The organism is Pseudomonas sp. NPDC089534 (assembly GCF_044749305.1).
In the GTDB taxonomy this organism is placed as follows: Bacteria; Pseudomonadota; Gammaproteobacteria; order Pseudomonadales; family Pseudomonadaceae; genus Aquipseudomonas; species Aquipseudomonas ekonensis.
In genome coordinates this window covers 64232-77622 of sequence record NZ_JBIVHR010000005.1, presented here as the reverse complement: position 1 = coordinate 77622, position 13391 = coordinate 64232, and the positions used below count along the sequence as shown (strand labels likewise).

11 protein-coding genes are annotated in these 13391 nt (G+C 65.7%); 2 read left to right on the top strand and 9 right to left on the bottom strand.

The window, feature by feature from the left end; translation table 11 throughout:
• Window positions 1-21: 21 nt before the first annotated feature.
• From ACIP0B_RS02790 to dibA, 9 genes are all read right to left on the bottom strand, one after another.
• The gene (locus ACIP0B_RS02790) at window positions 22-2232 is read right to left on the bottom strand and encodes a GMC family oxidoreductase (RefSeq protein WP_400829623.1); all 2211 of its coding nucleotides are present in this window, start codon (window positions 2230-2232) and stop codon (window positions 22-24) included.
• The gene (locus tag ACIP0B_RS02785; protein WP_400829622.1) at window positions 2229-2741 is read right to left on the bottom strand and encodes a sorbitol dehydrogenase; all 513 of its coding nucleotides are present in this window, start codon (window positions 2739-2741) and stop codon (window positions 2229-2231) included. The genes ACIP0B_RS02790 and ACIP0B_RS02785 overlap by 4 nt, the downstream gene beginning before the upstream one ends.
• Window positions 2738-4105, bottom strand: coding sequence for a cytochrome C (locus ACIP0B_RS02780; RefSeq protein ID WP_400829621.1), 1368 nt, complete (start codon window positions 4103-4105; stop codon window positions 2738-2740). The genes ACIP0B_RS02785 and ACIP0B_RS02780 overlap by 4 nt, the downstream gene beginning before the upstream one ends.
• Window positions 4106-4396: 291 nt before the next feature.
• Complete coding sequence (locus ACIP0B_RS02775) at window positions 4397-5386, bottom strand: sulfate/molybdate ABC transporter ATP-binding protein (RefSeq protein WP_400829619.1); 990 nt, start codon at window positions 5384-5386, stop codon at window positions 4397-4399.
• Between the two features lie 3 nt (window positions 5387-5389).
• The gene (cysW, locus tag ACIP0B_RS02770) at window positions 5390-6262 is read right to left on the bottom strand and encodes a sulfate ABC transporter permease subunit CysW (protein ID WP_400829618.1); all 873 of its coding nucleotides are present in this window, start codon (window positions 6260-6262) and stop codon (window positions 5390-5392) included.
• A 13-nt stretch (window positions 6263-6275) separates the two neighbouring features.
• Window positions 6276-7094 (bottom strand): sulfate ABC transporter permease subunit CysT, encoded by an 819-nt coding sequence (cysT, locus tag ACIP0B_RS02765; protein WP_085582075.1) that lies wholly within the window; start codon window positions 7092-7094, stop codon window positions 6276-6278.
• A 153-nt stretch (window positions 7095-7247) separates the two neighbouring features.
• Entirely contained in the window at window positions 7248-8261 is a 1014-nt protein-coding gene (locus ACIP0B_RS02760) for a sulfate ABC transporter substrate-binding protein (protein ID WP_400829616.1), read from the bottom strand.
• A gap of 136 nt (window positions 8262-8397) precedes the next feature.
• Window positions 8398-8580, bottom strand: coding sequence for a sulfur starvation response protein OscA (gene oscA, locus ACIP0B_RS02755; RefSeq protein ID WP_400829615.1), 183 nt, complete (start codon window positions 8578-8580; stop codon window positions 8398-8400).
• Window positions 8581-8842: 262 nt separating this feature from the next.
• Window positions 8843-10762: a phosphodiesterase DibA gene (gene dibA / locus ACIP0B_RS02750; RefSeq protein ID WP_400829614.1), complete on the bottom strand. Its 1920-nt coding sequence runs from the start codon at window positions 10760-10762 to the stop codon at window positions 8843-8845.
• A gap of 147 nt (window positions 10763-10909) precedes the next feature.
• On the opposite strand from dibA, the gene desA reads away from it, so the two are divergent.
• Window positions 10910-12094: a delta-9 fatty acid desaturase DesA gene (gene desA / locus ACIP0B_RS02745; protein ID WP_400829612.1), complete on the top strand. Its 1185-nt coding sequence runs from the start codon at window positions 10910-10912 to the stop codon at window positions 12092-12094.
• A gap of 301 nt (window positions 12095-12395) precedes the next feature.
• On the top strand, window positions 12396-13385 hold the full coding sequence (locus tag ACIP0B_RS02740; RefSeq protein WP_400829611.1) for a GGDEF domain-containing protein: 990 nt from the start codon (window positions 12396-12398) through the stop codon (window positions 13383-13385).
• Window positions 13386-13391: the final 6 nt, after the last annotated feature.

Genomic DNA, 13391 nt, shown 5'->3' with positions numbered 1-13391 from the left:
GCGCACGTCGCCCCGGCGGCCTCACAGCGCGCCGAAACCCACCTGCACCGTCAACGCCCCCTGATTGTCGGCCAGACCGACGCCGTAGCGCCCCTCCAGATCATCGTTGATGCACAGTTGCAGCTCACCCTGCTGCCCGGCCGGGATCTGCGCCAGGTCACCGACCAGGAACGGCGTGCCGGCGCTGCCGACCCGGGCGATCAGCGCACCCTCGTTGGCGCCCGGCAAGGTATAGCCGGGCTTGGCGATCAGCCCGGCGCTGCCGTTGCCGTCGACCATGCCCCCCGCCGGACTGGCGAACCAGCGCCCGCCGGCATACCGCACCAGCCTCGGCGCCGGCCCGCTGATCTGCACGCCCGTGCCCTGCCACGGCTGATTGGCCTGAACCTGCACCGTGGCTGCCTTGAGGTCGTTGGCCAGCGTATCCCCGGCCTGAATCGACAGGGCCGCGATGGTCAGGCTGGGGTTCGAGGTGCCGGTGCTGGGGAACACCCCGTCGCCGACCAGGAACAGGTTGGGGTGATCCCAGCTGCGCTGGTCCTTGTCCACCACCGACGTGCCCGGGTCGTCGCCCATGCGGTACGTCCCCATCAGATGCCCGGCGCCCTGGAAGCTGTAGTCCTCGCCCTTGTAGGTGAACAGCCCCGGCGGCAGCGGCGTGGTCAGTTCGGTGGCGCCCAGCAGTTCGGTGATGATGTGGGTGGCGAGCCGCTTCGCCTGGCGGAAGCCCTCCTTGGTGTAGTCGGACAGGTCGTAGTGGATCTCCGGCCGCGGGATGCCCAGCCGGTCCTGGTATTGCGCCGACGGCGCGATCCAGCAGTCGGCGTTGTCCGGATCGGCCTCGACCTGCTCCACCAGGAAGGCGATGCGGAACTGGCGGGTGAACAGGTCATTGAGCTTCTGCACCAGCGCCGTCCCGTACAGCACCTGCTGCGGCCCGGTCGCCGGCGGCAGCGGGTTGGTGCGGCTGCCGTTGGTGCCGTCGATGAAGTCGCCGACGGTGGTGTAGGGATCGCCGATCGGCCAGTTGAACCCTTCGTTGCCGATCTCGATGCGCCAGGCCGCGCGCTCGCAGCGGAACTCGCCGTCACGCAGGCTCTCGATGCCGGCGGTGGACACCGGCCCGCGGTACGGGAACACCGCCTTGCCTTCGGGCATCAGCCCCCAGGCCAGGTAGATCGGGTGGTCGGACAGGCTGCGTCCCACCTGGCCGCTGCTGTTGGCCACCCCTTTGGGCCACGCCGGGCTCACCGAATTGAGCAGCAGCTTCGGCGTTTCGATGGCATGGGCGGCGATCACATAACGCTGCCCCACCGCCACCCCGTTGGCGGTGGGCGGGCCGTCGCCCAACTGATACTGGATGAACTCGATGCCGCTGACCGTGTTGTCCGCCGCCACCGTGACCTTGCTCGCCACGGTCTTGTAGAGCACCCGCACGTTGCCGGTGTTCAAGGCATTGTTCATCGTGATGGTGGCGTCGTACTTGGCCTGGATCGGGCAGATCGGCGTGCAGTTGGTGTTGCCGGCGCACACCCGCCGCCCGGCATACGGCTGGGAGTTGCGGCCCGCCGGCGTCGGACTGACCACCAGCGGCAAGCCCTGGAACGACTGGCCTGCGACCGCCGCGACGAAACTGCCGTCGACCAGCGACAGCGGAATCCCGGTCATCGGGAACTGGTAGCCGGTCGGGAACGTCATGCCCAGATAGGCCTGATCCGCCACGTCGGCCGCCACGCCGATCAATGCCTCGGCGCGGCAGTACGCGCTTTGCAGGTCTCGGTAGCCGATCGGCCAGTCGACGCCGACGCCGTAATGGGATTTCAGGCGAAAGTCGTTGGGCACCATGCGCAGGCAGGTCGCGACCCAATGCCAGGTGGTGCCGCCGCCGACCCGCTCATAGGTGCTGGTGAACGGCAGCGGCCCCTTCTGCACCAGATAGCTGACCTCGGGGTTGTTCCAGCCCAGGATCAGATCGGCGGTGGTGGCGCGCGGTGCGTTCTGCTGCGCCGGGTTGCGCGGCGCGTCCAGGGTGCTGACCGGCGGGTACGGCGACTCCGGCGTCTTCAGCGTCGCCGTGTAGAAGCGCTCCAGGTAGTCGTTGCGGTTGGCCGGAATCGCCGGGCCGGACTCCAGCACCAGCACTTTCACCCCGGCCAGCCCCAACTGATAGGCGATGATGCTGCCGGCGAGGCCGGCGCCGACGATCACCACATCCGCTTGTTCGGTGCTCATGACGATGCTCCTTGCTGTCCGCCGGCGGGAACCCCGGTGAAGTCCTCAAGGCTCGGCGGTTCGCTGTTCCAGTAGCCGAAGAAGAATTCGCTGTAGCCCATGGGATGGGCCTGGGCGATTTTCCAGGCCCAGCTCTGGGTGTAGGCCTGGTCGGAGACCACGGTCTGGTCGTTCTGCTTGTAGCCGCCCACGGTATACGGCTGATACCAGACGCCCAGCAGCCAGAGTTTCATGATCGCGCGGGCCGCCTGGGCGGTCTGGGTGGTGGCCGGTTGCGCGCCGTTCATCAGCACCGCCTGGGCGATCCGGTCCGGGGGCACTTTGTCGGCGGCCAGCGTGGCGTATTGCGAGAGCAGGGCCTGCAGCACCGCGTCGGTGATCCGCGGGCCGATGTAGGCCAGGAATTCGGTCGGCAGGCCGATCGGGTCGACCTCCGGCGCCAGCAGATCCTGGGGAATGCCGGTCAGGGCCGAGGACAGGCCGGCGAAGTTGTCAAGATCGGTGCTCATGGCTGACTCCTTGCCGCGCCGGTGGACTGGGCGCGTTCGAGCAGGTAGGTGAAGTCCGCGAAACTGGTGCGCGGCGACTCGGTGACATGGGTGGCGGCATTGCCGTGGCAGGCGATGCAGCTGGACGACGCCTGCGGCACGGTGCCCTGGATGTAGGTTTCCAGCGTCGCGTTGGCCAGGAAGGTCGGGGCCGGCCGGCCCAGGGGTTCGGTCTTGGATATCTGGCAGGGCGGCTGCGGCGTCAGCGTCGGCCACTGAGTGCTGATCAACTGGTAGTTGGCCCACACGCTGTCCGGGTTCACCGTGCGCAGCAGCGCCTGATAGGTGCCGTTCAGGGCCTTGGTGGCGGCGGTCAGCGGAATCTCCCGCACAATCTGCGAAGGGGTCGCCTTCACGGCCGGGTTCCATGGCCGGGGCGGCGGCTGGTTGACCTCGGCCTGGCTGCTGGCGTTGTAGAACAGGTACGGGCCTTTGCGTTCGGCCACGGGCGTGGACTTCTCCGGCACGTTGTCCACGTGCTCGAAGCTCGACCAGACCCACTGCGGCGCGCTGCTGGTCTTGTGCACGATGTGCAGCCCCACCAGCCCCACCGGTTCGGCCTTGCACGACTCCGGCACCACCGGTCCCTTGCTCGGGTCGCTGTTGCCGGGGGTGTAGACCAGCGCATCGACGGTGTGGAATTTCCCGCGCCGGTCATTGCCGTCCAGCACCTTCCACGACGCCTTGACCATCAGCGCGCCGACCTGGCTGGTGTCCTGGCTGCCGCAGCTGAAGGCCACGGTGTTGCTCGCGCTGGCGGCAAAGAACGCCTGCTGGCCCTGCACGCTGTACAGGCCGTTGTCGACGATGCCATCGAACATCGGCTGGTTGACCACGATTTCGTTGCGGGTGTAGACGCCGCTCTGATCCACCAGCGGTCCGCTCTCGAACGGCTGGATGAACTCGTCCAGCACGTCCGGCACCTTGCCCATCTGTTGCAGCAGCCGCCCGGAACCCAGCCCCTCGCAGGCCTTCGGCACGCTGGCCGGTGCGTTCCAGGCCGCAGGCGCCTGCCCGTTGGGCAGGAAGATCTGATAGCTCTCCTTCCAGCTCTCCCACACCGTGGCGCCGTCCTGCTTGCCGATCTGGGTGCCGGTGTCCGGCTCGCCGTTGTCCAGGGCCGGCCAGCTCAGGGCGATGAAGGTCTGCCACGACAGGTCGTCGAAGTTCTGTTGCAGGCTGGTGAGGGAGAACGGCGGGGTCGCCGTGACATCGAAGGGTATCTGGGAGGAAAGCGCGGGGCCGGCATGGGCCGTCTGGCCCAGCAGTGCGCCGAACAGCGCGCAGCCGAACAGCGGCGCGCACCGGTGGACTTCCATTCTCATCGTCATCTCCTTGGCATCAGGGCCCAGGAGATCCGCCGGTCCGTCATGGACTCTTCATCGCGCCTCCTGGCACAGCCTGGAGATTAGGTAAGGAACACCAAGCCTTGGGCGCGGCGGTTAGACCGAATCGAGTTAACGCCAATAGCCAAGCCAATGCGCGAGCCCGGCGGTGCCCGGACCGACGCCATCGCCAGCAGGCTGGCTCCCACCGTTTCTGTGCCATGCACGAACCTGTGGGAGCCACGGTGCGACTTGCCCGCGAAGCGGGCGATGAGTCGCGCCGTCAAACGGTCAGAGGTTGGCGACCTTCTGCCAGACCTTCGGCTTGAAGAACAGCGTCTCGCCCTTGGCCAGGCCGACCAGGCTGTCGTGGTCCTTCACCACTTCGGCCTCGATCAGGTCGCTCTGGCCTTCCACCTTCAGCGTCACCCGGGTGGTCGCGCCCAGCGGGCGGATGTCGCGCACTTCGGCGGCGTGGTGATCCTCCAGCTCATGACGCGACAGCGACACTTCGTGGGGACGGAACAGCACGTGGTCGTCGCCGCCCAGGTGCAGGCGGTTCGAGTCGCCGAGGAAGTGATAGACGAAATCGCTGGCCGGGTTCTCGTAGACGTCGCCCGGCGAGCCGATCTGTTCGATCACGCCCTTGTTCATCACCACGATGCGGTCGGCGACTTCCATCGCCTCTTCCTGGTCGTGGGTCACGAACACCGAGGTCAGGTTGATGTCTTCGTGCAGGCGCGCCAGCCAGCGGCGCAGTTCCTTGCGCACCTTGGCGTCGAGGGCGCCGAACGGCTCGTCGAGCAGCAGCACCTTCGGCTCCACCGCCAAGGCGCGGGCCAGGGCGATCCGCTGGCGCTGGCCGCCGGAGAGCTGCTCCGGATAGCGGTCCGACAGCCAATCCAATTGCACCATGTTCAGCAGTTCGTGAACCTTGGCCGCGATCTGGCTTTCGTTCGGGCGCTGGTTCTTCGGCTTCATGCGCAGGCCGAACGCGACGTTGTCGAACACCGTCATGTGGCGGAACAGGGCGTAGTGCTGGAACACGAAACCGACGTTGCGGTCGCGCACGTCGTGGCCGGAAACGTCCTCGCCGTGGAACACGATGTTGCCCTGGTCCGGGGTCTCCAGGCCGGCGATGATCCGCAGCAGCGTGGTCTTGCCGCACCCGGACGGACCGAGCAAGGCGACCAGCTCGCCGCTGTGGATATCCAGGCTGATGTTGTCCAGCGCCTTGAACGCGTTGAAGTTCTTGCTGACGTTACGCACTTCGATCGACATGAATTATTCCTCCGCGGCGCTGGCGCGCAGGCGGTTGATACGGTTTTCGCTCCACTGCTTGAGCAGCAGGATGAAGAGCGCCAGGATCAGCAACAGGCTCGCCACGGCGAACGCGGCCACGTGGTTGTATTCGTTGTAGAGGATCTCCACGTGCAGCGGCAGGGTGTTGGTCACCCCGCGGATGTGCCCGGACACCACCGACACCGCACCGAATTCGCCCATGGCCCGGGCGGTGCACAGCACCACGCCGTAGATCAGGCCCCATTTGATGTTGGGCACGGTGACGTGCCAGAACATCTGCCAGCCGTTGGCGCCGAGCAGGCGCGCGGCCTCTTCCTCCTGGGTGCCTTGCTCCTGCATCAGCGGAATCAGTTCGCGGGCCACGAACGGCACGGTGACGAAGATCGTCGCCAGCACGATGCCCGGCAGGGCGAACACGATCTGGATGTCGTGGTCCTGCAGCCACGGCCCGAACAGGCCCTGGGCGCCGAACATCAGCACGTAGACCAGGCCGGCGATCACCGGCGACACCGAGAACGGCAGGTCGATCAGGGTCACCAGGATGCTCTTGCCGCGGAACGAGTACTTGCTCACGCACCAGGCGGCGCTGACGCCGAACACCAGGTTCAGCGGCACCGAAACCAGCACGGCGATCACCGTGAGCTTCAGCGCCGACAAGGCGTCCGGCTCCAGGATCGCGGTGAAGAATTCACCGATGCCGTTCTTCAGGCCCTGAGAGACCACGATGAACAGCGGCAGCAGCAGGAACAGCGCAAAGATCAGCCAGCCGAGGCCGATCAGGATCCGGCGCGCTGCCGCGCTGCCGCGGCGGGCGGCGTTGGCCGAGGAAGCGGCCGCAATGGACGGTTGGGACATGGTTCGCGCCTCCTTATGGGGTTTCGATGCGCCGCTGCAGCAGGTTGATCAGCAGCAACAGGACAAAGGAAACCACCAGCATCAGCACGCCGATGGAAGTGGCGCCGGTGTAGTCGTACTGGTCGAGCTTGACCATGATCAGCAGCGGCAGGATCTCGGTCTTCATCGGCATGTTGCCGGCGATGAAGATCACCGAGCCGTACTCGCCCACGCCCCGGGCGAACGCCAGGGCGAAACCGGTCAGCCAGGCCGGCAGCAAGGCCGGCAGCAGCACGTGGCGGAACACCTGCAACGGTTTCGCGCCCAGGCAGGCGGCGGCCTCTTCGACCTCGCGGGGGATGTCCGCCAGCACCGGCTGCACCGTGCGCACCACGAACGGCAGGGTCACGAAGGTCAGCGCCAGGGTGATGCCCAACGGGGTGTAGGCGATCTTGAAGCCGAGGTCGGCGGCGAACTGCCCGACCAGGCCGGTCGGGGTGTACAGCGCCGTCAGCGCAATGCCCGCCACCGCCGTCGGCAGGGCGAACGGCAGGTCGATCATCGCATCGATCACCTTGCGGCCGGGGAAGCTGTAGCGCACCAGCACCCAGGCCAGCAGCGTGCCGATGACGCCGTTGATGACCGCCGCGCACAGCGCCGTGCCGAAGCTCAGCTTCAGCGCGGCCAGCACGCGGGGGGCGGAGATGATCGTCCAGAACTGATCCCAGGTGAGTTGGGCGGCGTGGACGAACATCGCCGCCAGCGGGATCAGCACAATCAGACTGAGGTACACCAAGGTGTAGCCCAGCGTCAGCCCGAAGCCGGGTATGACGGGGGAGATACGACGCGACATAAAAGTCCTTGGTCAATAACGCATCAATGCGGGCGCGGGCCTGCCCGCGAAGCGGTTCTATCATTCAACGTTTACGTCGCCTGACACACCGTCTTCGCGGGCAAGCCCGCCCCCGCAGGTTTTCTGCCTGAACGTCAGGCGTGCGGGCTCAGGTTACTGCGCCTGATAGATCTGGTCGAACACGCCGCCGTCGTTGAAGAATTTCGGCTGCGCGGTTTTCCAGCCGCCGAAGTCCTTGTCGATGGTCACCAGCTCCAGTTTCGGGAACTGCTGGGCGTACTTGGCCGCCACGTCCTTGTCGCGCGGACGGTAGAAGTTCTTCGCCGCGATTTCCTGGCCCGCCGGGCTGTACAGGTGCTTGAGGTAGGCTTCGGCGATCTGCTCGTTGCCCTTCTTCTCGGCGTTCTTGTCGACCACCGCCACCGGCGGCTCGGCGAGGATCGACAGCGACGGCACGACGATGTCGAACTTGTCGGCGCCGCCGTCTTCCTTGAGCGCCAGGAACGCTTCGTTTTCCCAGGCCAGCAGCACATCGCCCTGACCGTTGTTGACGAACGTGATGGTCGAGCCGCGGGCACCGGTATCCAGCACCGGCACATGCTTGAACAGGGTCTGCACGTAGGCCTTGGCCTTGGCCTCGTCACCGCCGTTGGCCTTCAGGCCGTAGGCCCAGGCGGCGAGGAAGTTCCAGCGTGCGCCGCCGGAGGTCTTCGGGTTGGGGGTGATCACCGACACGTCGTTCTTGATCAGGTCGCCCCAGTCCTTGATGCCCTTGGGGTTGCCCTTGCGCACCAGGAACACGATGGTCGAGGTGTACGGCGTGCTGGCCTCCGGCAGGCGCTTCTGCCAGTCCGCCGGCAGGGTCTTGCCCAGCTTGGCGATTTCGTCGATGTCGCCGGCCAGGGCCAGGGTCACCACGTCGGCGCGCAGGCCGTCGATCACCGCACGGCCCTGCTTGCCGGAGCCGCCGTGGGACTGCTGGATCTTCACCGTGTCGCCGGCGTGTTCCTTCTGCCAGAACTTCACGAACTCGGCGTTGTAATCCTGATACAGCTCACGGGTCGGGTCATACGACACGTTGAGCAGCTCGTAGTCCTTGGCGACCGCGGAACCGGCAAACACAGCGCTGGCCAGGGCGGCCAAAGCGTAACGGCGAATCGACGACATGGTGAAAGCTCCTGGAATTCTTGGTGGTGGCTTTTTCTTATGGATTGCGAATTGCGGTTTGCCTGTTGAAGACCGTCGCCTGCGCCAACGCCGGCACCCATCCCCCGCAGGCGCTGGCGCAGAACGGAATCGCGGTTCAGCCGGACTTGTTGCCCGGTTGCTGCAGGCGGAATTTCTCTTTGCGTTCGATCTGGACCACTTGGGCGTTGTGCACAGTGATCTCCACCGCGCCGAAACGCAGGTCGCGCAAGGCGCTCTGGATTTCGCGAAGGATGGTGCTTTCGTCCTGACCGTCAACGCTACGCAGGGATGCGCTCATGGTGCTGCTCCTTTGTATGGGATATGCCTGGCAGCGGGTCGCGCTGCGTTCGGCGTGGGAGCAATATAAGAGAGGGTTGGATATTCTTAAAAAGACTATTTAAGAATGTTTATATAACCTGAAAACATTAGCTGACGGGACAAGGGCTTGCGGCCAAGTCCTTGCTCCCGCTGGTCTGAACCGCAGACCCGAGTCTGGGCGGGCGCTACGCACCCGAGCGGGAGCAAGCTCCCTCGCCACGGGAATACTCACAGCGGGGCCGTCAGCCGATGACCGGGATCCTGGCCCAATCGATGTCCTGCGCCGGCACCGGCCGCCCGAACCAGTATCCCTGCCCCAGGTCGCACGCCTGCTCCAGCAGGAACGCCGCCTGTTCGGCCTGCTCGATGCCTTCGGCGTGCACCTGCATGCCCATGCTCCGGGCCAGCGCGATGATCACCCGCACGATCGCCCCGTCGTCCTCGTCCCATGGCAGTCCGGCGACGAACCCCTGGTCGATCTTGAGCTTCTGCACCGGCAGGCGCTTGAGCCGCAGCAGCGACGAATACCCGGTGCCGAAATCGTCGATGGCCAGACGGATGCCCAGTTCGCGCAGGCGATGCATCTGCTCCAGCGCCACCTCCGGATCGTCCATCACCGCGCTTTCGGTGACTTCCAGTTCGAGGCAGGCCGGATCCAGCCCGGTCTCGTGCAGCACCTGCGCGACCTGCCGGTACAGCTCGCGGCGGGCGAACAACCGGGACGACACGTTGACCGCGACGAACGAGAGCGTCACCCCGGCCTGTTGCCACTGGCACATCTGCCCGCAGGCCTGGCGCATCACCCAGGCGTCGATGTCGGCGATCAGGCCGGTGCGCTCGGCGATCGGGATGAACTCCGCCGGCGACACCAGCCCGCGCTGCGGGTGCTGCCAGCGCACCAGCGCCTCGACCCCCACCAGGCGGCCGCTGTGCAGGTCATGCACCGGCTGGTAATAGACCCGCAGTTCCTGCTGCTCGAGCGCGCGGCGCAGTTCAAAGGCGATCTCGACCCGCTGCTGGGCGTGGGCGGTCAGTTCTTCGGTGTACAGCGCATAGCCGTTGCGGCCGCTGCTCTTGGCCTTGAACAGCGCCGCATCGGCGTTGCGCAGCAGCTGCTCGGCGCTCAGGGCGTCGCTGGGGAACAGGCTGATGCCGATGCTGGCGTTGATGAACAGTTCGTGGCCTTCCAGGCAGAACGGCTCCTTCAGGCCATCGAGGATGCGCTGGGCCAGCACCGCCGCCTGCGCAGGCTGCGGACAGCTTTCGGCCAGCACCGCGAACTCGTCGCCGCCGAGCCGGGCCAAGGTGATGCCCGCCCCGAACAGATCCTGCAACCGTGCGGCGACGGCCTTGAGCAGGCGGTCGCCGACGCTGTGGCTGAGGCTGTCGTTGATCAGCTTGAAATGATCCAGGTCGACCATCAGCAACGCGCAACCGCGCTTGTGGGTCTGCGCCGACGCCAGCGCCTGCTCGGCGCGGTCGCTGAACAGCAGGCGGTTGGGCAGGTCGGTCAGCGGGTCGTGGTGGGCCAGGTGCTTGAGTTCGTGCTCCGAGTCCTTGATCGCGCTGATGTCGGAGAACACCGCCACGTAATGGCTGAGCCGGCCTTGATCGTCGCGGATGACGCGGATCGTCTGCCATTGCGGGTAAATCTCGCCGCTCTTGCGCCGGTTCCAGATCTCGCCGCTCCACTCGCCGCTCGTCTGCAGCGTGGCGAACATCGCCTGATAGAACCCCGGCGGGTGGTGCCCGGACTTGAACAGGCTGGGCTGCCGGCCCAGCACTTCCTCGCAGCGGTAACCGGTGATTTCCATGAACGCGCGGTTGACGTGCACGATCAGCCCCTGCCGATCCGTCACCAGCACCCCCTCGCGGGTGCAGTCGAACACTGCGGCGGCCTGGCGCAGGCGCTCGCGGTCGGCCTGACGCTCGCGCAGCCGGGCGCCGATGCCCAGGCATTCGAACAACCGCGCCCGCGCCAGGAACACCAACCCGGCGCTGAGCGCCACGAACACGTAACCGTTGATCAGTTGCCAGTGCAGCAAGTCCGCTGAATCATCGAAGAAACTGTTCAATAAGTAGCCAGTCCCTTGCAGCCAGACCACCGCCAGAACCAGGTAAAGCAGCGCTGCACGCAAGGCATCGCGATAAGTGGCAGACATTCGGCCGTCCATGTCCCTACAAAAAAGTTGGGATTATAGGTCAAGAAACATCCAGCCAACTCTTATCTGAAAGGGCGACTGGTTTTATCTGTGTGCTTGGTGATAATGCAGCGGCTGTTTTTTTCTCTACAGAGGGCCCGAAAGGCTATGTGGTACGAAGGTTTTCTCGGCTTGTCGGCCTGGTCGCTGGTGGCCGTCACCCTGCTGATGACCCACGTGACGATCGTCAGCGTCACGGTTTACTTGCACCGCTACTCGGCCCATCGCTCCCTTGAGCTGAATGCCGGCCTCAAGCACTTCTTCCGCTTCTGGCTGTGGCTGACCACCGCGCAGAACACCCGCGAGTGGACCGCGATCCACCGCAAGCACCACGCCAAATGCGAAACCGAGGACGATCCGCACAGCCCGGTGATCAAGGGCCTGTCCACGGTGCTGCGCAAGGGCGCCGAACTGTACCGCGAAGAGGCCCGCAACCCCGAGACCCTGCGCATCTACGGCAAGAACTGCCCCGAAGACTGGATCGAACGCAACCTGTACAGCCGCCACAAGCTGCTGGGCGTGGCGATCATGGCCGTCATCGACCTGCTGCTGTTCGGCACCATCGGCATCACCATCTGGGCGATCCAGATGATGTGGATCCCGGTGTGGGCCGCCGGCGTGGTCAACGGGCTCGGGCATGCCGTGGGCTACCGCAACTTCGAATGCCGCGACGCCGCGACCAACCTGGTGCCGTGGGGCATCCTGATCGGCGGCGAAGAACTGCACAACAACCATCACACCTACCCCAATTCGGCCAAGCTGTCGGTGAAGAAGTGGGAGTTCGACCTGGGCTGGGCCTGGATCAAGGTCTTCTGCTTCCTGCGCCTGGCCAAGGTGCAGCGGGTCGCGCCGATCGCCCACCGCGTCAAGGGCAAGGGCAGCCTGGACATGGACACCGCCATGGCGATCCTCAACAACCGTTTCCAGATCATGGCCCAGTACCGCAAGCTGGTGATCGGCCCCCTGGTCAAGCAGGAACTGGCCCGGGTCGACCATTCGGTGCGCCATCAGTTTCACCGGGCCAAGCGCCTGCTCTCCCGGGAAACCAGCCTGCTGGAGGACCGTCACCACGCACGCATCCAGAACATGCTCGAGCACAGCCAGGCGCTGAAGGTAATCTACGAGAAACGCCTGGCCCTGCAGCAGATCTGGGTCAAGACCAGCGCAAACGGCCACGACATGCTCGCCGCCATCAAGGACTGGGTGCACGAGGCGGAGGCCAGCGGCATCCAGTCCCTGCGTGACTTCGCCGACCAGCTCAAGACCTACTCGCTGCGCCCTTCTGCCGCCTGACCGATTGCGGGCAAGCCCTTCCGGCAAAGGGGGGCTGCCCGTGACAGTTGACCCGCCCAGGCAAAGGGCTTTCCTGTGGCGAGGGAGCTTGCTCCCGCTCGGCGGCAACGCCGCCGCCGAACCGGCAGCGCGGTTCCCCTGAATCCCCCTCGCCACGACCGCCCGGCGGGAGCCTCCCTCCCTCACCGCAACAGCGCGGAACTTAGCCCCGCATCCCCCATCTCAAAGACACTTCGCCACCCCCGGCAGGCTCTGCCGTGGCCGCACCGCCCGTGCGGCACGCCCTTTGAGATTTGCGTCGATGGTCAACAACAATCAAAACGACTCATCCCTTCCCCTGTGGCCAGAAGCCGCACAGACGCTGATGGCGCTGATGCACGCCCAGGGTGAGGTCGCCCGCCTGAGCGAACGGGAACAACTGTTCAGCTCGCTGCTGGTCAGCGTCAATGCGGTGCTGTGGGCCTTCAACTGGGAAACCCGGCAGGTGCTCTACGTCAGCCCGGCCTACGAACGGATCTTCGGGCGCTCGGCAGCCCTGTTGCTGGCCGACAGCAACCAGTGGCGCGACAGCATTTACCCCGACGACCTGGACTACGCCGAACGCAGCCTCGCCGACGTACTGCGCAAAGGCGCGGTGGAGGACCGCGAATACCGGATCATCGCCGCCGACGGCCAGGTGCGCTGGCTCAGCGACAAATGCTTCATCAACCGCCAGGACGAGCCGGGCCGACCGGTGATCATCGTCGGCATCGCCGAAGACATCACCGAAAAGAAGCAAACGGAAACCGAGCTGCAACGTCTGGCCACCACCGACGCGCTGACCTGCAGCAGCAACCGCCGCCACTTCTTCGAGTGCGCCCGGCGGGAGTTCGAACAGGCCCGCCTGCAAGGCGCACCGCTGACGTTCCTGCTGCTGGACATCGATGACTTCAAGGCCGTCAACGACACCTACGGCCATCCGGAGGGTGACCGTGTCCTGCAACGGATCGCCGAATGCGGGCAGGCCTCGCTGCGCAGCGCAGACCTCTTCGGACGCATCGGCGGCGAAGAGTTCGCCGCCGTGTTCCCGGGGTGCGCGCGGGACTTTGCCCTGCAAGTGGCCGAACGGCTGCAACGGGAAATCCAGCGCTTGAGCTTCCAGCATGGCGGACACGCCTACGGCATCACCGTCAGCCAGGGCTTGACCTGCCTGACCGCCGACGACGAAAGCCTCGACAGCCTGTTCGCCCGGGCCGACGCGGCCATGTACGAGGCCAAGCGGCAGGGCAAGAACCGGATCGTCTGCGGCTGAACTGCA

Excerpts from the sequence above, each read along its gene's own strand:
- ACIP0B_RS02790 (WP_400829623.1), bottom strand. The coding sequence starts at position 2,232 with ATGAGCACCGAACAAGCGGATGTGGTGATCGTCGGCGCCGGCCTCGCC.
- ACIP0B_RS02785 (WP_400829622.1), bottom strand. The coding sequence starts at position 2,741 with ATGAGCACCGATCTTGACAACTTCGCCGGCCTGTCCTCGGCCCTGACC.
- ACIP0B_RS02780 (WP_400829621.1), bottom strand. The coding sequence starts at position 4,105 with ATGAGAATGGAAGTCCACCGGTGCGCGCCGCTGTTCGGCTGCGCGCTG.
- ACIP0B_RS02775 (WP_400829619.1), bottom strand. The coding sequence starts at position 5,386 with ATGTCGATCGAAGTGCGTAACGTCAGCAAGAACTTCAACGCGTTCAAG.
- cysW (WP_400829618.1), bottom strand. The coding sequence starts at position 6,262 with ATGTCCCAACCGTCCATTGCGGCCGCTTCCTCGGCCAACGCCGCCCGC.
- cysT (WP_085582075.1), bottom strand. The coding sequence starts at position 7,094 with ATGTCGCGTCGTATCTCCCCCGTCATACCCGGCTTCGGGCTGACGCTG.
- ACIP0B_RS02760 (WP_400829616.1), bottom strand. The coding sequence starts at position 8,261 with ATGTCGTCGATTCGCCGTTACGCTTTGGCCGCCCTGGCCAGCGCTGTG.
- oscA (WP_400829615.1), bottom strand. The coding sequence starts at position 8,580 with ATGAGCGCATCCCTGCGTAGCGTTGACGGTCAGGACGAAAGCACCATC.
- dibA (WP_400829614.1), bottom strand. The coding sequence starts at position 10,762 with ATGTCTGCCACTTATCGCGATGCCTTGCGTGCAGCGCTGCTTTACCTG.
- desA (WP_400829612.1), top strand. The coding sequence starts at position 10,910 with ATGTGGTACGAAGGTTTTCTCGGCTTGTCGGCCTGGTCGCTGGTGGCC.
- ACIP0B_RS02740 (WP_400829611.1), top strand. The coding sequence starts at position 12,396 with ATGGTCAACAACAATCAAAACGACTCATCCCTTCCCCTGTGGCCAGAA.